This is a genomic window from Fluviispira multicolorata, assembly GCF_009208585.1.
Lineage (GTDB): Bacteria > Bdellovibrionota_B > Oligoflexia > Silvanigrellales > Silvanigrellaceae > Silvanigrella > Silvanigrella multicolorata.
Genome location: NZ_WFLN01000005.1, coordinates 581758 through 602936, shown reverse-complemented (window position 1 = coordinate 602936; position 21179 = coordinate 581758). Strand labels below are relative to the sequence as shown.

16 protein-coding genes are annotated in these 21179 nt (G+C 32.7%); 12 read left to right on the top strand and 4 right to left on the bottom strand.

What is annotated here, in order from left to right:
* Nucleotides 1–168 precede the first annotated feature (168 nt).
* Together GCL57_RS06155 and GCL57_RS06150 are read left to right on the top strand one after the other, a co-directional pair.
* Nucleotides 169–423 (top strand): hypothetical protein, encoded by a 255-nt coding sequence (locus tag GCL57_RS06155; RefSeq protein WP_152212466.1) that lies wholly within the window; start codon nucleotides 169–171, stop codon nucleotides 421–423.
* Nucleotides 401–1501, top strand: coding sequence for a hypothetical protein (locus tag GCL57_RS06150; RefSeq protein ID WP_152212465.1), 1101 nt, complete (start codon nucleotides 401–403; stop codon nucleotides 1499–1501). The genes GCL57_RS06155 and GCL57_RS06150 overlap by 23 nt, the downstream gene beginning before the upstream one ends.
* Before the next feature lie 9 nt (nucleotides 1502–1510).
* On the opposite strand, the gene GCL57_RS06145 is transcribed toward GCL57_RS06150, so the two are convergent.
* Nucleotides 1511–1996: a DUF3299 domain-containing protein gene (locus tag GCL57_RS06145; protein ID WP_211363231.1), complete on the bottom strand. Its 486-nt coding sequence runs from the start codon at nucleotides 1994–1996 to the stop codon at nucleotides 1511–1513.
* Between the two features lie 102 nt (nucleotides 1997–2098).
* Between GCL57_RS06145 and GCL57_RS06140 the strand changes: the two genes are divergently transcribed.
* From GCL57_RS06140 to GCL57_RS06115, 6 genes are all read left to right on the top strand, one after another.
* Complete coding sequence (locus GCL57_RS06140) at nucleotides 2099–3892, top strand: RecQ family ATP-dependent DNA helicase (RefSeq protein ID WP_152212464.1); 1794 nt, start codon at nucleotides 2099–2101, stop codon at nucleotides 3890–3892.
* The gene (locus tag GCL57_RS06135; protein WP_152212463.1) at nucleotides 3889–6480 is read left to right on the top strand and encodes a Lon protease family protein; all 2592 of its coding nucleotides are present in this window, start codon (nucleotides 3889–3891) and stop codon (nucleotides 6478–6480) included. Before GCL57_RS06140 ends, GCL57_RS06135 begins: the two co-directional genes overlap by 4 nt.
* Nucleotides 6477–7919, top strand: coding sequence for an amino acid--tRNA ligase-related protein (locus tag GCL57_RS06130; RefSeq protein ID WP_152212462.1), 1443 nt, complete (start codon nucleotides 6477–6479; stop codon nucleotides 7917–7919). Before GCL57_RS06135 ends, GCL57_RS06130 begins: the two co-directional genes overlap by 4 nt.
* A gap of 124 nt (nucleotides 7920–8043) precedes the next feature.
* Nucleotides 8044–8424 carry an FtsB family cell division protein gene (locus GCL57_RS06125; protein ID WP_152212461.1) on the top strand — a complete coding sequence of 127 codons (381 nt, stop codon included), beginning with the start codon at nucleotides 8044–8046 and terminating at the stop codon, nucleotides 8422–8424.
* Between the two features lie 284 nt (nucleotides 8425–8708).
* Entirely contained in the window at nucleotides 8709–9092 is a 384-nt protein-coding gene (locus GCL57_RS06120) for a PAS domain-containing protein (protein WP_152212460.1), read from the top strand.
* 107 nt (nucleotides 9093–9199) lie between these two features.
* Entirely contained in the window at nucleotides 9200–9598 is a 399-nt protein-coding gene (locus tag GCL57_RS06115; RefSeq protein WP_152212459.1) for a PAS domain-containing protein, read from the top strand.
* Here GCL57_RS06115 and GCL57_RS06110 read toward each other — a convergent pair.
* Entirely contained in the window at nucleotides 9572–11002 is a 1431-nt protein-coding gene (locus tag GCL57_RS06110) for a cryptochrome/photolyase family protein (RefSeq protein ID WP_152212458.1), read from the bottom strand. The two genes, GCL57_RS06115 and GCL57_RS06110, sit on opposite strands and share 27 nt — an antisense overlap.
* A gap of 133 nt (nucleotides 11003–11135) precedes the next feature.
* Between GCL57_RS06110 and GCL57_RS06105 the strand changes: the two genes are divergently transcribed.
* Nucleotides 11136–12038, top strand: coding sequence for an alpha/beta fold hydrolase (locus GCL57_RS06105; protein ID WP_152212457.1), 903 nt, complete (start codon nucleotides 11136–11138; stop codon nucleotides 12036–12038).
* On the opposite strand, the gene GCL57_RS06100 is transcribed toward GCL57_RS06105, so the two are convergent.
* A complete protein-coding gene (locus GCL57_RS06100; protein WP_161597629.1) occupies nucleotides 12010–13887 on the bottom strand; it encodes an IucA/IucC family protein in 1878 nt (625 codons plus the stop codon). The genes GCL57_RS06105 and GCL57_RS06100 overlap by 29 nt on opposite strands.
* 301 nt (nucleotides 13888–14188) lie before the next feature.
* Here GCL57_RS06100 and GCL57_RS06095 point away from each other — a divergent pair, with 301 nt between their 5' ends.
* Entirely contained in the window at nucleotides 14189–14710 is a 522-nt protein-coding gene (locus tag GCL57_RS06095) for a GAF domain-containing protein (RefSeq protein WP_152212455.1), read from the top strand.
* 6 nt (nucleotides 14711–14716) lie between these two features.
* On the opposite strand, the gene murJ is transcribed toward GCL57_RS06095, so the two are convergent.
* Entirely contained in the window at nucleotides 14717–16378 is a 1662-nt protein-coding gene (gene murJ, locus GCL57_RS06090) for a murein biosynthesis integral membrane protein MurJ (RefSeq protein WP_152212454.1), read from the bottom strand.
* A gap of 146 nt (nucleotides 16379–16524) precedes the next feature.
* Between murJ and alaS the strand changes: the two genes are divergently transcribed.
* Nucleotides 16525–19278: an alanine--tRNA ligase gene (alaS, locus tag GCL57_RS06085; RefSeq protein WP_152212453.1), complete on the top strand. Its 2754-nt coding sequence runs from the start codon at nucleotides 16525–16527 to the stop codon at nucleotides 19276–19278.
* A 259-nt stretch (nucleotides 19279–19537) separates the two neighbouring features.
* Nucleotides 19538–21154, top strand: coding sequence for an APC family permease (locus GCL57_RS06080; RefSeq protein ID WP_152212452.1), 1617 nt, complete (start codon nucleotides 19538–19540; stop codon nucleotides 21152–21154).
* Nucleotides 21155–21179: the final 25 nt, after the last annotated feature.

Sequence of the window (21179 nt, the reverse complement as noted above, 5' to 3'; positions counted from 1 at the left end):
TCATAATTGCAATGCTTTAAACATGATTGCAATTGATTTGCGGAATGTGAATGATAAAATCAGAGCGAAAACTTCGACTTCGAAAAACACATTCATTGAAACTTGAGACTACTTGTATCTTGCGTTACAAACAAGCCGCTGTTAGCCTTTTCGTTGTGGAGGAATATTATGAGCGAGCAATCTAACAATGTTAAATACGAAAAACGGATAATTGATAATGCCGTGTGCCGACGTCGATTTCATTTAGTTTACGAAGAAGGCACAAAAAAAGAAAGTCATGTTGAAATAAAATGTCCCCACTGTGGAGTGATTTTATTTGAAGAAAACAATCATCCGACGACTATATTAGCGCGTGATGAAAACTTAATTAAAAGCCCAGATGGAACTGAGCCAATAGTCTATGAATGCAAATTTCTTAAATAGTTTCTTTTTGCAAACTTACTTTGGCATTGCTTTTGTCTGTCTTCTCATGGTATTTTTTACGGGAAGGCTTTCTTACTACGCAACATATATTTTTAATTACTTACATTGGCGCTCTTTAATACTTCCATATCAAATAAAAATATTTAATAAGATATTGTTTATTATACGAACTATTGTAGATAAAGTACCTTTTATTAGCTTACTCATTTTAACAACAGAAAAGCTTCATATTTCTTTACTCTATGCATCATGTATCGGCTTCTTATTAGGTCTTATTCGACTTGCATCCACACAAGATTGGAACTCAAATATACCAAATATAAACAAATGGAGATTTGAACTTGGTCTTCTCCACTTAGAAAAAAAACTTTCTTCAATCACCTTAAAAAAAATGATTGTTAAAAATATAAAAAAGCTTGCCGCACCAAATGCTAATAATAAATTTGAAATATCAAAAGCTGATTTTCGCTGTTATATTGCTTTATCTTTACTATTATTACACGTTTACTTATATCGAGATGGTTACCAATTCATTAGATTAGATCTCATTGCATTTTTTTTAATTTCTTGGTGTTCTATAGATGCTCTCTTCTGGAATTTTAGGTTGAACCACAAACCGCACTCTTCGGTCGAAACTTTTTTAGAAAGACCAAGCGAATTTTTTAAGAAATATTGGATTCGCTTAACTTGTCTTCTTATAATATTATCTATTCTTTATCTTATTAATTATTGCTTGGGCAATGATTTTTCAAGATACAATGTTGCAAGTTTTATTCTTTTTTTTATGTTTATAAATAAATTTTTAAGAATTTGGAATGAAGCCCTTATTGCAAAACTTAATTTACAAAAACAATACTACCCAGCAAGCTATACTAAAAATCATATTTTTAAATTTGAAAATGTGCGCATTTGGCGTGACATTGGTGCACAAAGAAGTCAATCCATCCACCCGTTTGTCAGACTGGTTATGTTTAGAACTATTTTTGAACTCTCTGACAGAAGTATTTTTATTGGCATTATCACACATCTTGATTTAATAGTTGCATCCTTTTTCTATATCCTTTTAATAGCGAAATAAATATATTTTTTAAATATAAGGCTGAATTTGAGAACCTAATATTTCAAATGATGCCTTAACTTTTTTACCAATATTTTCAATAATCAGAAATTTTCCTGTTAACCAAACAGGTCCATATGACATTTTAGCTTTTTTTCCAGACGCCATTTTTACGTGAACAATTTGATTCGGGGGTGGAGGTGGAACGTGTATACATGCCATTGGTGAAGGCACAAACAAAAATTCATCAACAAAATCTTGATTATCTTCAAGAGGAATTATAAATCCAGGAATTTTAACTGTATGCCCGTTTAATGCATTTAAATCTTTAGGGATATTACCTGTGGACACGTCGAGTTGTTGTAAAAAATTCCAATCTATTTCTGTTACTCGAGTGCTCATATATTGTGAATTATTCTGTTCAACTGATTCTCCACTCGACAATAAATAAACAGCCAAACCACCAATTAAAATTCCAAATGCTATATATAAAATAATTTTAAAAGAGATTTGCATTTTATGAACTCATTTTAGATTGATATAAAAACATTTTCCTCATCTACTGTACTCCTTCGCAAAACCGTCGTAAACAGGTGTCGTACGAAATGAGTGAGGTCTATGCAAACAGATTTTATCCAAAAATGCGAAGAATTCGCAAAGAATAATTTTTCCCTTTCTGAATTACGTCCCGCCCAACGGGAAGTCCTTGCGCAAATTTATGAAAAAAGATTTGTGATTGCAACACTTCCAACGGGAGCTGGAAAAACTCTTCTTTATACTTTACCAGCTTTATTTTTTGAAAATGAACCTGTTCTCGTTATCAGTCCCTTAATTTCATTGATGCGTGACCAAGAGAGACGCATGAGTGAAGCCTCAATTCCATGTGTCATTTTTACTTCAGAACAATCTGAAGAGGAACGAAAAGAATCATGGAATAAGTTAAAAAGTGGAGAAGCTAAAATTATTTTTGCTTCTCCAGAACGTTTTGTGTTACCTTCTTTTATAAATGCAATTTCAAAAATTAATTTAGGAATGGCGGTTGTTGATGAAGCGCACTGTGTGGTTGCATGGGGACATAATTTTCGTCCAGAATATTCTGAAATTGGAAAAATATTAACAAAATTGCAACCACCCCGTATTCTTGCAATCACAGCAACAGCAGGACGCAACAGCAGGCAAGATATTATTAAAAGAGTTTTCCCTGAAAACATTCAAGTTACTGAGTATATATCAAAGCCTTTAGCAGAAAATATTTTTGTTGAAAGCCATCGAGTTTTTTCAATTGAAGAGCAGTGGAATAAACTCGTTGAGATATTAAAAGATTCTAATTCACAAAAAATTCTCGTTTATTTTCAATCTCGCATTCTTTGCGAAGATTCTGTTCGAAAGTTAAGAAAACTTAAAATACACTCTGTCGCTTATCATGCTGGTTTACCCAAATTAGAACGCAAAAGTGTTGAACAATATGCGCATGACACAACACAAAAAACTGTTATCTGCGCCACAACTGCATTTGGTATGGGAATTGACGTTTCAGGCATTCGACTCGTTGTCGTTTATGGTTTCCCGAGTAATATTGAAGAGTTTTTTCAGATGCTCGGAAGAGGTGGCCGCAGCGGTGAGCCTTCAAAAGGTTTGTTACTTTGGACGGGTTCCGATCCAATCAAAAGAGAGTTTCAGTTTAAATCATCCTTTCCAGAACCCTCTTTATTTTTAGAACTCAGCGCATTATTTATACGATTTATGCCCACTCATTTTGGTGAGAGTTGTTTTGTTAATAAAAATGATCTTCTTGAAGTTATTAAAACTAAAAAAGAACAAGATAAATTAAAAAAATTAGAAAATATTATTGCAGGTCTCAGAATTTGTAATGCATTAGAGGATACACGCACGGGAGATACTTATTATATTATTAAGGTAGCAGCTCATTTGACATTTATTGATATTCTTGCAGGTCTTCCCGAAGGCATAACAAAACGTAAAAAAATATTAGATGGACTTACATCTCTTGTAGAAAAGTGTTGGCTTTCGCTGCGAGGAGGACAATGTGTTGTTTCTTTAAAAAAACTTATGGATGCATCGGAAATGAATGTCACAAGTTGTGAACAAGTTTTTTTGCACTATAATGAACAAAAAATCATAAATTTTGCTAAAATAGATAATGAACAAGCAAAACAAGGTGTAATATTGAAAAATGGCTATGCGCATTTGCAAAAAGAACTTCCGAGATATATTTCTGCCCGAAGCCATTTTCATGCAAGCTTGCGTGAACTTGACAAATTGTCTACTTCAACAACGTGTAGGTTGTCTGCAAGCTTTGAATTCTTTGCCCCACGACATATACAAGGTGCATCAAAAAACATTTGGCGTTGCATGCAGTGTGATATTTGCATTAGAAAGAGGACGGAATGAAAAATAGCAAAAGAACGGAAGCATCACTTACTCAAAATATATTACAAAAAAGAGAAAAAGAATTTCCAGTAGCCCTGAAACTGCAAAAAACCACACTTGGGTTTCGTCGCCTCAATGCAGAAGAAGTTTATAGATTTTGTGATTTACAGACGACTGCTCAAGATAAAAAAGCCAAATCTGAGCCAAATTATGACATTATTTCACAAGTAAGAGCTGTGCGGGCAATTAATTTAGGTCTTGGTATTCAAAAGCCAGGATATAATATTTATGTTGCAGGCGTGCAAGGAACGGGTAAAACAAGCGTTATTCGTTCTTTTCTCAAAAAAACAGCAGAACGCTGCTCCACTCCAGGCGACTGGATTTACGTTTATAATTTTAAAAATCCTGAGTCCCCCCACGCAATGGAACTCAAAACAGGAGTTGCTAAGCGCTTTAAAAAGCAAATGGATGAACTTGTTGAACAGCTTACAGTTGAACTCGTAGATGCATTTCAATCTGAAGAATATGAAACCAACGTCAATTCAACGGTAAATGTGAGCAATGAGAAAAAAGCAAAGTTATTCAGTGAGCTTGAAAAAACTGCAAAGGTAAAAAACTTTGGCGTTAAATCAACACGCATGGGCATTGTCACGGTACCTATCATTGATGGAAAACCATTAAGTGAAAAAGACTACTCTGAATTAAACGATGAACAAAAAGAAAAAATTGAAGGGGAAAGAAATCTTTTAGAACCTGAGGTTCTTGATTTTGCACGAAAAGTGCGCTCCATTGAAAATGATACAAAAAATAAATTAGAAGAATTACAATCTGAGCTTGGTGATTATGTCGTGAGTCAAGCGCTTATACCATTTTTAAAAGAGTATGAAGCTCAAAAAAATGTTCTCGAATATTTAGAGGATGTAAAAAAACATTTGCTTGAAAATTTAAATGAATTTTTACCGGATGAAGAAGAAGGCGAAGGTGAAGGCGAAGAAATATCAACTCCAAGTTCTTATCATCTTAAAAAAGGTGATCCTCATCTACCTTATCGAATAAATGTCTTTGTCGATAATACAGAAATCGAAGGCGCTCCTATTATAATTGAAAATAATCCAACCTTTTATAATTTATTTGGTAAAATTGAGAAAAATATCGAATATGGCGTTTACACCACTGATTTTAAAATGATCAAAGCAGGTTCTCTTGCCAGAGCAAATGGCGGGTACCTTGTTTTAAATGCGCTTGATATTTTAAGAGCACCGCAAGTTTGGGATACTTTAAAAAGAGTTGTAAAAAATCAAAAATTATTTATTGAAGATCTTGGCGAACAATACAGTATTTTAGCAACAAGTGGCTTACGTCCTGAACCCATTCCATTAAATGTAAAAATAATTTTAATCGGTTCTGATTGGATATATCGCATGCTTTATCAACATGATGAAGATTTTAATAAGATATTTAAAATTAAAGCTGATTTTGATGCACAAATGGATAGAAGTAAAAAAACCATGGAGGACTATGTTGAATTTATTTCTACCAGAACAAAAGTTGAAAATTTATTGCCATTTGATGACACAGGAATTGCAGCCATAATAGAATTTGGCAGCCGAATTGTTGATGATCAAGATAAGTTAACAACACGCTTTAGCTTAATTAAAGATATTACTATTGAAGCTGATTTTATGGCAAAGGAAAGAAAAACTAAAAAAGTTTCTCGTAGCGATGTTGAAAAAGCAATTGAAGAACGTTACATGCGATCTGCAGCAATCGAAGATCATATCATCGAAATGCTTAAACGCAAAGATATTATTATTTCAACTTCTTCCCGCAGAGTTGGCGAAATAAATGGTCTTGCAGTTTATTCCTTAGGTGATCTTTCTTTTGGTGTTCCCACTAGAATCACTTGCAGAACTTACAAAGGAAAACCAGGAATATTAAATATTGAAAGAGAGGCATCTCTTTCAGGCAAACTTCACAACAAAGGTGTTAGTATTTTAACAAGCTGGTTAAATGCAACTTTTGCAAGAAAATCTCCAGCAAATATTTCTGCCACAATCTGTTTTGAACAAAATTATAATGGAGTCGATGGAGACAGTGCTACACTTGCAGAATTATGTCTAATTTTATCTACTATTGCTAATATTCCAATTGACCAAGGAATAGGTGTTACGGGATCCGTAAATCAATTTGGAGAAATTCAACCTATAGGTGGAGTTAACGAAAAAATTGAAGGATTCTTTAAAACCTGTCATTTACAAGGTTTAAATGGCCGTCAAGGCTGCATAATTCCAGTTCAAAATGTCAAGCATCTCATGCTCAATCGCGATGTACGAGAAGCCATTGAAAAAAATGAATTCCATATTTGGCCTGTTTCTCGTGCAGAAGAAGCTTTTGAACTCCTAACAGGCTTTCAAGCAGGAGCTTGGGACGAAAAAAAATCTCATTTTGAAACTGGCAGCGCATTTGATAAAATTTACAAAACCCTTCACCAAAAAAGCGATCATAAAGATAAAAAGACAAAATCAGCGCAAAAAAAAGTAACAAAAGTTAAAGCGAATGCAACGCGCAAGTCACCTTCAACAGCTCGAAAAAAAAGTAACAAAAAATGAATTTCAAAAAAAACACTCTTCTTTTACAAAACTTATTTGAACTTCGTAAAGTTCATTCAGTCACAAAAAGGCAATCAATAGGAAGAGTGTTTTTTATAAATTCGCACATGGGTCTTTGTGATTCCTCAGGTTCTATATGGCCTGTTTTATTACATAAAAACATAGCCATAGAAAATTTAAAGTCTGGAGATATTCTTTCATTCAACTGTGAAATTATTTTTAGTAACACAAAAAATAAAAACAGTTATGAAGATAATTGTTACTTAATTGAAATAAATGAAATAGTAAAAAAAATTCCATGCCTTGAGGATTGGAAAAATGCAGTTATTCCCTCCCCCCTACCCACAAAATCTTTTTTGTTTCCCCAACAGATTATTACTGAAGAAAGACTCAGTAACACTCACTTTTATCCCTCACCTTCTTCAGAAAGAATTAAGTATATTAAACAACGAAATCGTTGTTTAGAAAGAACTAAAACTTTTTTTAATAATCGAGGATTTCTAAATATCGAAACGCCTACACTCGTTCCAAGTGGGGGGGTTGAGGTCTATTTAAATACCTTTGCAAGCGAATATATAGATCACCGCGATCAAAAATGGCAACTCGAACTGCCAACAAGCCCTGAATTTGCTTTAAAAAAAATTATGTCTGAAGGGACCGATAAAATATTTCAACTCTCACGAGCATATCGTAACAAGGGTGAGTTATCTCATCATCATGAACCTGAATTTATTATGCTTGAATGGTATCGTTCAGGAGCAACTTTACAACAAATAATGCATGACACTCAAACACTTGTGCAAACTTTAGCTTACTTTTTAGGAAGCAGTGAAGAGCTGCCTAAACAGTGGCCACAATATAGAGTGGATGATCTCTTTAAAAAACTTATTCATATTGATTTAGAAGAAGTCCAAGACAGAGATATATTTTATGCAAAAGCAAAACAATTAAGTCCATCCATCATAGAAACAGACGATTGGGATTCTTTATTTTATAAACTCTTTATGGAAAAAATAGAACCTTTTTTAAAAGAACAAACTGCTTGTTTCGTTACTCATTATCCTATTCAAATGGGAGCTTTAGCGGCACAAGAAGTTATATTTGTAAAAAATAAAAATCAGCAAAGCAATAGCACAAAACCTTTTGCGGAAAGGTGTGAAGCCTTTTTATTTGGGGTTGAAATTTGTAACGCATATTTAGAACTTGTAGATGCAGAAAATTTATTAAATCGCTTTCAAAAGACAACTCAATTCAGAAAATCTCTTAAAAGAGATCCCATTTTTGAAAATACCATGCAATTTGGCCTGCCTCCCTGTGCAGGAAATGCTTTGGGGATTGACAGAGTGATTGCTCTTTTACTTGGATTAAAAGATATTTCAACTCTTTATCCCATCCCCTTCTTAAGCCAATTTATTGCAGAAACGGTTGCCAAAGAATAAGCCAAACTTCCCACGACAAAATTTCTTCAGAATTAAAAAAGAAACTCAACAAAACTTTTTCTCCGTGCTAAGATAGTTTGAATGAGTGTTGAGCACTTTATTTTACTTTTATTTTGGATAAGTAATGTCGTCAGAGATTTCAAACACTGCAGTTTTTTCAAAACGATTTCAATCGCTCGCCCGTTGGGTTGTGGTAATCGTTCTTTGGCTTATTATTGGATCAATTGCAATTGGAAAAGCTGGAATTTCAAATTTTATGGAACTGATTAGTGAACGAAACATTTTAGCTCAAACAAATATGGAAATTGAAATTCAAAATCAGGAGCTCGAGCAAACGATTTTTCGCCTTAAAAATTCTCCCAGTAGACAAGAACGCTATTTAAAACAAAATTTTGGTTACGTTGAACAAGATGAATTTATATTTCAATTCAATACAAAAAATTCATTTTCATTCGGTGCTAATAACAAAACATCTCCTATTCTTTCAGCTGAAGCTAATCATTAAAAGACAGATTTATTTTTTCTTAGGTGCTTATAATTTTTCTACCTTTATTTATGACTATGCCTTTTTCATTTTCAAAAATAAATAATGTCATACTTTAAACTTCAAATGCATTGTTTCAAATGGGTTGACTTTTTCATATAAAAATATCTATAAAACATTCATTGTTTTTATTTTTAATAATAAATTCATGTTTATAGCAAAATAGCAAAGCACTATAAAATTATTAAAACCATTATATAATAACATAATTATTATATAATTTTAATTATAAAGAAAGATAACAAATGTTACTTAGTCGTTATATTAATAATTTTTTAAATAATATAACTTCCGAAAAATTGCTTAAATCGCAATCTTTTTTTATTTCATGTTATAATACATTTGGAGAAATCGTTTACGTCAGCCAGAACTGTGATGAGTTTTATGGATATGCAAGAGATGAGTTTACGAAAAAGCTTGTTCATGAATATTTAGTGCCAGACGAAATTGAATATCTCAGTGAAGAGGTACTCAGTATGATTTATAACGTTGAAAAAATTCATAAAATTAAAGCGCAGATAAAAACAAAATCTGGGAAAATTATTGCTATAAAAGCCTATGCAAAAGGAATATATATAGAATCTTTAGAAGAGACATTTATCATTATTATCTCTCAAAAATGTAACTAATTTTGCAAAACTAAATAGAAATTTTATAAAAATTACCAAAATTATATTGACTTATATATCAAGACATATATTTATAACTGATAGATATTTTTTTTGGGATTTTACAAATGAACCATTTAGATATAAAAATAAAATCTTTAATTCAAATTGAAACAGATATGTTTCAAAAGAATCAATTTCATCAGAACTTCCCTTTTATTATTCTTAATATTATTGGAGAAATCATTTATACTCCGCAATCATTTATCAATCTCATTGGATACAATTCTAAAGAGTTATTAGGAAAGTCAGCTTATAATTTTACTTTAATTGAAGAAAATGAATTCATTTCAAATGCTCATTACAATCTTATTAATAACTTAGGATCCATTACAAAAATATCATTTAGAATTATCCATAAGTCAAGGAATGTTTTTTGGGTCGAAGGAACCTCAACTTCTGTGCACATTCCTTTACTCGAAGAATTAGTTATAATTAGCTCATTTAAAAAGCTTAATAGCTTTTAATCTTTGCACATCATGTTGAATAATGGGGTTTGGGTAATCAACCCCAAGCCTGCATTTAGCTGAGTTTAAAACTTTATGATTGGCACTGCTGGGAGCATGAATACTTTTCTCGTCAAATAACTTTAATTCAGGACAAAATTGTCTTATATAATTTCCATTTGGATCAAACTTTTTTGATTGAGCTTCAGGATTAAAAATTCTAAAATAGGGTTGAGCATCACAACCTGTTGAAGCACTCCATTGCCAACCCCCATTATTTGCAGAGAGATCATAGTCTAATAAATTTTCTGCAAAATATTTTTCTCCTTTTTTATAATCAATAAGAAGATCTTTACATAAAAAAGAGGCCACAACCATTCTTAAACGATTGTGCATCCAGCCTGTTTTATTAAAATGCCTCATTGCTGCATCAATAATTGGATAACCCGTCATACCCACACACCATTTTTCATAAAATTCAGAATTATTTTCCCATTTTATATTTTCATATTCTCTTTTAAAACTTGAATTTTCTACATTTGGAAATTGGCAAAGAATCATTTTATAAAACTCACGCCATATGAGTTCATTTTTCCATATGACAGCACCCTGAGAATTGTGTTTATCCGCAAAGCAAAAAAGTTCTCTAATAGATATTGTGCCAAACCTTAAATGCACAGAAAGTTGTGAAGTTCCATCTTCATCAAAGAGATCACGATTTAAATGATATCTGTCAATTTTTTTTGCAAATATTTTTAGCTTTTCTAAAGCACCCTCACGGCCTGGTAAAAGATGTATTTGAGAACTTTTAAATCCAATATCTTGCAAAGAATAATCTATTTTAATTTCTTTAATATTATTTAAATCAATTAATTTATCTTTGTTGAAAATATGCTGTTTAAGATTCACTTCTTTAAGTTTTTTGAGCCACATATTTTTATATGGTGTAAAAACTTTGTAAGGTTTGTCTTGTAAATTTAAAATTTCATTTTCTTCAAATATGACTTGATCTTTTAAGGAGTAAAAGGAAATCCCACTCCCATTCAATTCATTACATATATAAGAATCTCTTTTTTTAGCGTAACCCTCATAATCTTTATTACAAAAAACAGCTTCAATATTTAATTTTTTTACAATTTTTGGAACTTCAAGCATTGGATCGCCATAAAGTATAAGCAATCCTTTCTTAGACTCTTTAAGCTCTGCTTCTAATTTCTTTAGAGTTTGAAAAATAAAACTCACTCTGCGATCTTCATTATTTTTCAATTGATTTAAAATATTTGTATCAAAAATAAAAATAGGAATTACGCATTCAGAAAGTTCACAGGCTTTGCTCAAAGCTACATTATCTTGCACTCTTAAATCTCTTCTCAACCATACAATCGTTTTCTTATACTTCAATTTATACCTCTGTGTATATGACATTAATTTGCAAATCAAATTGAAATGTTAATATCAAACTCAATGAGTTTGTCTGATTTTAATTAAAAAAAAAGTCTCGCTCAAAAAAAAAGAATATGTTAATATTTTTGTTCAGTATTTATTTTTGAGGGTTTATATGCTCCAATACAATTATGATGGTTTTGAAATCTATGAATACAGTCCAACTCAAAATGAAAAAATAGAAAAAGCTCTCTTTTTCGCCCATGCAAATGGCGTGCCAGCCCAAACATATCGAGCTCTTTTTGAAAAGATGGCCCTTCAATTCAATTGGCTTATTGTCACATATGACATGCGTGGGTTTGGAAAAACAAAGGCAAAAGCTAAATTAATAAAAGACAATTCCTCTGACTGGACTTGGGATCTTTTAATCCAAGACCATATTGCAGTCTTTCAAAAAGTAAAAGAGCAAAAAAACAAAAATATTTCTTGGTTGTTAGGGGGGCATAGCTTGGGGGCTTGGTTAGCACTTCTGTCAGCCAATAGACTGAAAATTGATGATTTAATTCTTTTAGATCCCGCAATTCTTCCCCCAAAAATTCTTTGGAAATGGAGTTTCATTAGCTTTTTAAAAATGAAACATTTGAGTCCTATGGGGAAAAGAGTAAAAAAAAGAAAAATCAAATTTCCTTCTGAAGAAATAGCTTTAACTGAATACAAAAAAAGTTCTTTTATGCAAAAATGGAGCGATGAATCAATTAGGGACTATATTAAGGGGAGTTTTTTAGAACAGGAAAATGAAATACACCTCAGTCACGATCCAAAGTGGGAGGCAATGATGTTTGAAGAATATCCAGCTTTGGCAACCATCGCTTTTCTAAAAATACCATTTCAAACCCGAAAAAAAATACGCCCCCTTTTCTTTGTAGGTGAACTGAGTGACACATGCTATCCAAATGCAGAAAAATGGGTTAAACTATTTTTTCCAAATCTAAAATGGATTCTTATTCCAGAAGGAAAACATATGTTTCCTATTGAAATGCCAGATCTCCTTATTCAAATAATTCAAGATCACTCATAGGATTTTTGATCCCAACAAATAAATAATCACTTCTTCCGCCATTTAAACGCATTTTAGTCATAGCCTTCATTTGTATTGTCTCTTTAAATAGATCCTCTTCATCTTCAAGCGCTTGTAATTGAATAAGAGGATCTATTTTAAGTGTTGCAAAAGTTTCTTGACACACTTGTTTTACCTCATTCCACAATTCTTTTTCAGAGATTGAATAATTTTTATACAAATCAATAATAATTTCACCAATATTATTTTGGAAAAAAGAATAAAATAAATTTTTATGTAATGTACATATATTTTTACAAAATATTGGGGCATCTTCACTGATTAAATTTAATGTGAAATTTTGTTTTTCTAAACGTTCTTTATATATACGAATATGAGAAAAATCTCGAATAAAAAATGCCACAGGCTCTCCCCGAGAAAAAACGGGAACGCAGTTTTGTAAATGTGCCGATAAACTCAAACCGTAGCGACTTAATAAGGTTAATAAAGAAGGAATTGAAAGTGATATATATTTTTTAAAAAAAGATTTTGCAGCCTGTTCGATGAGTGTATAATTACATTTTTCACAATATTCTTCAATGAACTCTACCATAATACTTTTACCGCTGATGGGTGATTTTTCGAGCAAAGCGGCAGCCGGTAAACACACTTCATTTGCTTTTAAATTATCTTCAGGATTTTCGCGCAAAAGACAACTTAAATTTTGACTTAGTTCTTCTTTTTCTATTTTTGAAAACTTATCTGAATATTCAATATAACTGACACCAGAAACCTCAGCGTGAATTCTAAATTGACCTGTTTGAAACCCTTTTAAGTCTCTTTGAATAGACTGAAGCATTTTTGAAACACGTGGAGCATATTCTGTTACTTTTGAAGAAAGGAGTCCAAAATCACTCGGTGATAATAGATTGAGAGTGGTTTTAATATGATGACGCTTATGCTCAATACTTTGTTCAGGGGCAAATGATCGAAATGAAACCATAGAAAGCGAAGGAATATTTACAGACTTTAAAGGAATAATCTTTAAATCTGCAATTTGGGTTTTAAATTTATGTAAAATTAAATTTTTACGCTGCCATGGATGCACAGGAACAAAATCATAATTTATAAAATCAACACCCTTATTTTCCAGTTCTATTTTTATCTTTTCAATGAAAATTGGGTACTCTTTAAATAAAAGATCTGAAAAAGAGTAACCTTCAAGCAATGTCAGTTTACAATGTGATTTTTTAACTGCCACTAACTCTAAAGAAACAACATTTCTCCATTCAGGTGAATAAGATATAAGTTCTTCAATATCAAAGCCGATCTTTGTTTTTGCGCTTGGGTGTAATGGATGTCCTTGAATTACACATTGCTCATAAAATGAAAGAGGACTAAATTGACAGTTCAGTGTTTTTTGCAATTGAATCCATTGCAATGATGATTTCACATTGCTCTCTTGAGAAGATTTTTGATACTCATTTTTAATGAGCTCATAAGAGATTTCAGCTAAAATTAAATTTGACAAACTATTGTTTATTTCTTCACAAAAATTATTGAAATTATCTTTACTGCAAAATTGATCAAAAAAAGAATTGTCTTTTAAAAGCTGTAATAATTCAAGTGGGTGGTTGATATTTTGCACACCTTGCTGCGAAACATACTGCAAATCACTCAGGAGATCGAATCTTTCGAATGAGTTAAAAGAATCAATCAGAGCGATGAGTTTACTTTCATCCTGAAGAGTAATTTCAATGCTATTATCAATTTTACATATTTTAATGCTTTCTTTATTGAAGATCGATTCCCTAACGAGAGCTTGCAATAATTTACTTAAGATTGTTCTTTTGGCATGCTTTTTATCCACTTTTAACCTCATTCCGATTTTGCTAATTTATATTATTTTTATTTATTTTATTGTTTCAGATCTTTTTTCATAATTTTTTGTTGAAAAATATTTTTCATAGGCCACTCCAATGAATCACATAAATGAGAATGATTCTCAGTATCGATCTTACTGATATTCTTTCTGGACAAAAAATCAATAGAAAGGTAAAAAAAGATGTCTCTGTATCAGAGTTATGCTTTTTTATAAATAAATAAAAATATTTATAAAAATCGAAACTCTCTTAATAATTATATATTTAATAAAACAAAATAGGATTTTTATGTATATCAAAAATAATACAGAAATTAACAAAGATTACATTGATTATTCTGAATTATTAGCCGCTCTTAAAAATCTTCTAGAACATGAATCAGACTGGCTTGCTAATTTAGCTAATATCAGTTCTCTTCTAAACGAATATATTCCTCATATAAACTGGGTTGGTTTTTATTTTTATAAAAAAAAGGAACTGATCGTTGGTCCCTTTCAGGGAAAAGTAGCTTGTACGCGTATTGCTCTTGGCAAAGGAGTTTGCGGAACAGCTGCAGAGCAATTAAAAACAATTCTTGTTAAAGATGTTCATGACTTTATTGGACATATATCCTGCGACAGCGCTTCTCGCTCCGAAATAGTAATACCCCTCTTCAAAAATCACGCTCAGAAATCTTTAGACACACTCATTGGCGTTCTCGATATTGATAGCCCTAAATTAGCACGATTTACTGAGGATGATAAAATAGGTTTAGAAAAAATAGCAAATTTAATTTCTGAAAAAATAATATGGCCTGAACTTTTTATTTAATCTTTTTCATCTTTTAAATTTTTGTGTAGCTTTGTTTAATAATTCTTTTAAATGGGTAGGTGCAAAAAATTTAATAAGGAAAAAATTTATAACACAAAAAACAATTCCACCAACACTTAAAATTAAGAATTGACTCACAAAATTAAGCTCAAATGAAATATACCTGCTAAAATCTTGCCAAAAATATTTAACTAAAACAACGCCGGATAATCCTAAAATATATGCTAAAAAAGCAAAACAGAAAATACGTAAAGTAAATTTACTTCCCCCTTCAATATATGGACTATCGCCAAAAAAATTCTTTTGAAATCGTCTTTTTAGAAAATAAAAATTGAGGAAAAAATCAAACGCTGTAGAAGTTCCATAAGAAATTCCCAGTCCTAATATACCAAATTTAGGTGCTAAAATTGAACTCAAGGTTGCATTTATTACTAAATAAAAAAAAGCATTGTAAACAATTTGTTTTGTACTATTTATCGCATAAAAAGCATTTAATAATATTTTTGAACCCGACGCAAATATTATTCCAATTGAATAGGCACAAACAGCTATTGAGTTTTGCAATGTATCATTATAATTAACAGCTCCATGTTGAAATAAAACAGCATAAAATGGCACAATTAAAAATGCAAAACAAGCTGTCGTCATAGCTGCGAGCCACATTGCAGTGTCTAAACTTTCTACTAATAAGTTTGAAAACCTTTTATTTTGGCCTTCCACAATTGCTTTGCTTAAAACGGGGAGAGCCGCAAATCCTGTTGCAACTCCAAATAAGCCGATTGGAACTTGAATTATCATCGTAGCTGTTATGATATAAGTTAACGCACCTGCACCTACTTGAATTGCAAAAAAAGTATTAATTAATAATGCTAAAATCATGGCTCCTTGCCCTAAAGCCCTAGGCAACATTAAAATCAAAACTTCATGTAGAGGTTTATATGAGATCCATTCTTTTATATTAAAGCTTGGCCAAGTTAACATTCCTAATTTATAGAGGGGTAAAAACTGATAAATCATTTGGAATATCACTCCCAGCATAGCTCCAATTGCAACAGCAACAACAGGATTAAAACCAAAATGTTGAAAGAAAGGCGAAGACAATGCCATTCCAATAATTCCCACATTTAAAAATACAGAACCATTCATTGCTCGGAAGGTCTGACCCAAAACACCTAAAACAGCCATAGCGACTGCATTTAACATTGTAAAAGGCAAATAAAACGCTAAGATCTTAAATAAAAATGAAGCGAGATCAAGTCCCCCAGATCGTTTAAATTCATCACTTCCAATAAATTCCATAAATGGATAAGAAAAAAAAGCAGCAATGATTGCAATTGAAAACGTAACAAAGGAAAAAAAACCAATCACAGTTCTTATCAGTTTCTTTTCTGCATCCCCCCCCTTAGTTCGTTCTTCTACCAAAACTTTGATAAATGATGCTGAAAGCGCCCCATCTGCAAATAGATCTCTTAAACTATTTGGAAAACGAAAAGCGGCATTAAAAGCATCTAACGAAACATTCACACCAAAAGTTGCATTAACCACGGAAGTTCTTACCACTCCCGAAGCACGTGAAAAAAGAACACCTGCTATTGCTGCAAAACTTGCTTTTTTTAATTTTACCGATTCATTTTCTGTTGCAATGCTTGAAGTTTTATTATCAGACATAATTTATTAATTCCTTAAACTCTCATATTGCCATTGCTCGATTGCCATTCTATAAGTTTATCAAGCTCGGTAAATCCGAATGCTTAGATATTACATCAGCCGTAACGAATTTTTTTAGAATGCGATAGATAAACACTGGAGTGATTATGAAGACAAATGAAATTCGCCGTAAGTTTATTCATTTTTTTGAAACAAAAAAGCACACTTACGTGCCAAGTGCCTCTACAATCCCCATTGCCGACCAAACCATTTTATTTACCATTGCAGGCATGACTCAATTTAAAGCTTGCCTCACTGGTGAAGAAGTTCGTTCTTACAAGCGGGCAACCAACTCGCAAAAATGCATCCGAGTGGGTGACCTCGATGATGTGGGCAAAGATGGACGCCACTGCACCATGTTTGAAATGTTGGGTTCTTGGAGTTTTGGCGATTACTATAAAAAAGAAGCTATTAAGTGGGCTTACGAATTCACTCGCGACGAACTCAAACTCGATCTATCACGTTTTTGGGCGACAGTTCACCACACAGACGAAGAAGCTCTTGAAATTTGGAAATCCATAGGCGTACCCGAAGAACGTATTGTGCGCCTAGGAGATAAAGATAATTTTTGGGCAATGGGACCAACAGGACCCTGTGGCCCATGCTCTGAACTCTATTTAGATCAAGGTGAAAAAGTAGGTCAATGTTATGAAAAAGGTCTCATCTGTAAAGGACCTGGTTGTGACTGTGACCGTTACTTAGAGTATTGGAACCTTGTCTTTATGCAATACAATAGACAAGAAGATGGGACACTTCTCGATCTTCCTATGAAAAGTGTTGATACAGGAATGGGTCTTGAGCGGGTTGCGGCTCTCTCTCAAGGTAAAACAGCTCTTTTTGAAATCGATTTATTTGAAAAAATAAAGGAAGAAATTCTTTTAACCGCAAAAATAAATGCAAAAATAAATGACTTATCTGAACAACAAAAAGAAAGTTGTAATGTGGTCGCTGATCACATTCGCTTATTAACTTTCACAATTGCAGATGGAGCAAATTTTTCTAATGAAGGACGTGGTTATGTATTAAGACGTGTTCTTCGTCGTGCCGTTAGACATGCACATCGTCTTTCCCCAAATTGGCCTAAAGATCAATCATTTTTAGAAAAAATAGTTAAAACAGTTGTGACTGAAATGGGTGAGTTTTATCCTGAAATTGTTAAAAATAAAACAAGAATTGAAGAAGCAATCCGCAATGAAGAATTACGTTTTAGTAGCACTTTAGAAAGTGGCCTTGCAAAATTCAATCACTTTGTTGAAGAAGCTAAATCGAAAAATTTAAAAACAATTTCAGGAGAAAATATTTTTATTTTACATGATAGCTTTGGCTTTCCTTCAGATTTAACGAGAGTTCTTTGTGAGGAAATCGGTTTTAAAGCTGACCTTGAGAATTTTGATAAACACATGCTTGAGCAAAAAGAAAGAAGCCGAGCAGAAGCAAAATTTTATAAATTTGATCAAGATGACTCTCCTTGGTTTGAGCTAAATAAATTAAATCAAAATGATGATAAAAATTTTGCGGGATACAACCTCAAAGTAACAACAAAATCAAAAGAAAATATTGAATACTCTGAAGTGCAAATTCCAAATTCAAATATTAAAAGAGTTCGTCAATTAAAAAATAAACTGTTTGAAATTATTATTGCCAATACTGCTTTTTATCCTGAAGGTGGTGGACAAATCAGTGATATAGGATATATTGTTGCACTAAGTAAAGAGATAAAAAATGAGTTTGAAGTTCTTGATGTAAGAAAAACCGTTTCAAGTATAATTCATCTTTTAAAACATACCGAGTATAGCTCTGAATCCGCAGATTATTTAAAGCATGATCAAATTAAAAATTTATTTGCTAACCAAAATAAAGTAACTGCTCTAGTCGATTTTTCTGCACGTCAGTCCACTATGCGTAACCATACAGCGACCCACTTAGCACATAGAGCCTTACAATTAGTTGTTGGTGAAAATGTAAGACAAGCTGGTTCGTTAGTAAATTCACATGCTCTTCGTTTTGATTTTTCACATAACAAAGCAATGACTGCTAAAGAAATAGAACAGGTTGAGCTATTAGTAAATTCAGAAATATTAAAAAATATTCCAGTGAAAACCCTTGAAAATGTTCCTTTAGCAAAGGCAAAAGAAATGGGTGCAATGGCAATGTTTGATGAAAAATATGATGATCATGTTCGCATGCTCGAAATCGCTGGATTTTCACTTGAACTGTGTGCAGGAACTCATGTTTCAAGCACAGGTCAAATTGGTTTATTTAAAATCATCTCTGAAGGAAGTGTTACAAGTGGTGTGCGTCGAATAGAAGCTGTAACAGGTTTTTCGGCACTTGATTATATTAAAAAAATTAAAAATACTCTTGCACACACTGCGGAAGTCGCGAAATGCTCAGAAACTGAAATTTCACAACGCATTCTCGCTATGCGTGAAAATGCAAAAGATCTTGAAAAGAATATTGCTCAATTGCAAAGCAGGCTTGTGAATGCGCAAATTTCTGAATTGATGCTAAATTCGATTCAACTTAAAAATAATATTCGCCTAGTAGTTACTTTAATTGAGACATCCGATGTTAAAGAAATGGAACTTATGTGTGACCGTTTAAAAGAGAAATCAGACATGATTGCAGTTATTGCTGCAATATTAGATAATCGTGTGCTTATAATGTCTGCTATAAATCCTACCCTTGTAAAACAGAACAAAAAACTTTCTGCTGGAAATATTGTTAAGCAATTATCCGAGATGCTGGGCGGTAAAGGCGGAGGTCGTCCAGACTTTGCTCGTGGCGGAGGCATAAATACCGAGCAATTACCATCCGCAATAAAAAAAGTTGAAGAAATTGTAATTCAAATGATTAGTTGATTAAAAAATAAAATTGGTCACCTTCTACTTAGAAAAACTAAATATGAGGTGACAATATTTATTAAATTACAAATCAATTCTCATCTTAAATACGTAAACGATAATATTCGATCATTTTTATATATTTGACTAACCAGCAAAAAAGAAATAAGTAGGGTATGAAAATTAAAAATGGGTTTTTACTTTGGGAATCTTCAGTATTTCCTTTAAGAGATCCTTTACTATAAATTATTTTAAGTTCGGAAGGGGAAAGTCAACCGTGAAACTTAAACGAAGTATTGGCTGGTTTGGAATAATGTGTGCCAGTCTTGGTGGGATTGTAGGTTCAGGCTGGCTATTTGGCTCTTTATTTGCAGCCCAAATGGCAGGTCCTGGAGCTATAATTGCTTGGCTAATTGGTGGTTTTGGTATCATGTTTTTAGCACTCACATTTGCAGAATTAAGTGCCATGTTTCCTATATCTGGAGGCGTTGCTGCTTTCCCAATTTTTACTCATGGTAAACTTGTTGGTTTCATATTAACCTGGCTCACATGGATTACTTATGTGGTCTCTATCTCTCAAGAAGTTCAGTCTACAGTGCTTTATATGGGCAACCGCTTCCCTTCGCTTGTTCAAAAAGTAGATGGCGTGACTGTTTTTACTTCGTTTGGATTTGCAATTTGTTTTGGAACTATGCTGATTCTTATTTTATTAAATAGTTTTGGTGCAAAATTCCTTGCTAATGCAAATAGTATTATAAGTGTTTGGAAATTAATTGTTCCTTTTGCTGTTGTCATTATGTTTCTTATAACTTCCCATAACTCTGAAAATATGGGACTCAGCGCGACCTCAACTCAAGAGTTTGCTCCCTATGGAGTCACAGGTATTTTATCTGCAGTTGCTCTAGCAGGTGTTGTTTATTCTTACTGTGGTTTCCAACATGCAGCTCTTTTAGCAGGCGAATCTAAAAAACCACAACGTGATATTCCTCTTGCCCTTGTTGGTTCTATTCTTATTTGTATGGTTCTTTATTGTGGTCTACAATATTCATTCATCACTGCACTTCCAGAAAGTGCAATTGCAAACGGCTGGAACAATCTCTCTTTCGTAGGTGACGCAGGTCCGCTTGCTGGATTAGCTGCAACTCTTGGAATTTATTGGCTTGTCAGTGTGCTCTATGTTGATGCAATTATCTCTCCTCTGGGCACAGGTGTGCTTTATGTTGCCTCCAGTGCACGTATCGTTCAAACTATGAGCCAGTCAGGCAACTCTCCAAAGTTCTTTGGAAAAATTGCAAGATCAGGTATTCCAATGCGTGCCATTTTCTTAAACTTAGTTGTGTCAATGCTTGCTTTCCTTCCATTTAGTGGCTGGAAATCTATTGTTTCCTTCCTATCATCTGCACTCGTCTTTTCTTTTGCGGTTGGCCCTATTTGTCTTGTTGCGCTTAGAAAACAACAACCCGAAAGATTTAGACCCTTTAAGTTACCCTACTATCAATTTATGTCATTTCTCGCTTTTTATGTCTGTAACCTAATGATCTACTGGTCTGGTTGGAATGTTGTTTGGAAACTGGCTGTGACAGTAACAGCGGGACTGGCTGTTTTTGTTGTGACGAATTTTTTAAATAGAAATAGACTTGATGTTGAACACATAGCAACAAAACTCGACTATAAATGTTCACTTTGGCTCTTCCCATATATGGGTATTTTCTGTATTCTTTCTTACTACGGTTCATTTATAGGTGGAACACAAGACATTCCACTTGGAATAGATTTTATTCTTGTTGGTATATTTAGCCTTATTATTTTCTATCTATCTCAAAAAATGTGTCTACCAAAAGCAGAGTCTGATAAAAATACAGCCTCCCTTTTAGAAAAGAAAAAGTCAGCTTAATTTCTTAATATTGTCACTTAAAAAG

What these genes read in the sequence shown, in the direction of transcription:
- GCL57_RS06155 (WP_152212466.1), top strand. Translation starts at nt 169, where the DNA reads ATGAGCGAGCAATCTAACAATGTTAAATACGAAAAACGGATAATTGAT.
- GCL57_RS06150 (WP_152212465.1), top strand. Translation starts at nt 401, where the DNA reads ATGAATGCAAATTTCTTAAATAGTTTCTTTTTGCAAACTTACTTTGGC.
- GCL57_RS06145 (WP_211363231.1), bottom strand. Translation starts at nt 1,996, where the DNA reads ATGCAAATCTCTTTTAAAATTATTTTATATATAGCATTTGGAATTTTA.
- GCL57_RS06140 (WP_152212464.1), top strand. Translation starts at nt 2,099, where the DNA reads ATGCAAACAGATTTTATCCAAAAATGCGAAGAATTCGCAAAGAATAAT.
- GCL57_RS06135 (WP_152212463.1), top strand. Translation starts at nt 3,889, where the DNA reads ATGAAAAATAGCAAAAGAACGGAAGCATCACTTACTCAAAATATATTA.
- GCL57_RS06130 (WP_152212462.1), top strand. Translation starts at nt 6,477, where the DNA reads ATGAATTTCAAAAAAAACACTCTTCTTTTACAAAACTTATTTGAACTT.
- GCL57_RS06125 (WP_152212461.1), top strand. Translation starts at nt 8,044, where the DNA reads ATGTCGTCAGAGATTTCAAACACTGCAGTTTTTTCAAAACGATTTCAA.
- GCL57_RS06120 (WP_152212460.1), top strand. Translation starts at nt 8,709, where the DNA reads ATGTTACTTAGTCGTTATATTAATAATTTTTTAAATAATATAACTTCC.
- GCL57_RS06115 (WP_152212459.1), top strand. Translation starts at nt 9,200, where the DNA reads ATGAACCATTTAGATATAAAAATAAAATCTTTAATTCAAATTGAAACA.
- GCL57_RS06110 (WP_152212458.1), bottom strand. Translation starts at nt 11,002, where the DNA reads ATGTCATATACACAGAGGTATAAATTGAAGTATAAGAAAACGATTGTA.
- GCL57_RS06105 (WP_152212457.1), top strand. Translation starts at nt 11,136, where the DNA reads ATGCTCCAATACAATTATGATGGTTTTGAAATCTATGAATACAGTCCA.
- GCL57_RS06095 (WP_152212455.1), top strand. Translation starts at nt 14,189, where the DNA reads ATGTATATCAAAAATAATACAGAAATTAACAAAGATTACATTGATTAT.
- murJ (WP_152212454.1), bottom strand. Translation starts at nt 16,378, where the DNA reads ATGTCTGATAATAAAACTTCAAGCATTGCAACAGAAAATGAATCGGTA.
- alaS (WP_152212453.1), top strand. Translation starts at nt 16,525, where the DNA reads ATGAAGACAAATGAAATTCGCCGTAAGTTTATTCATTTTTTTGAAACA.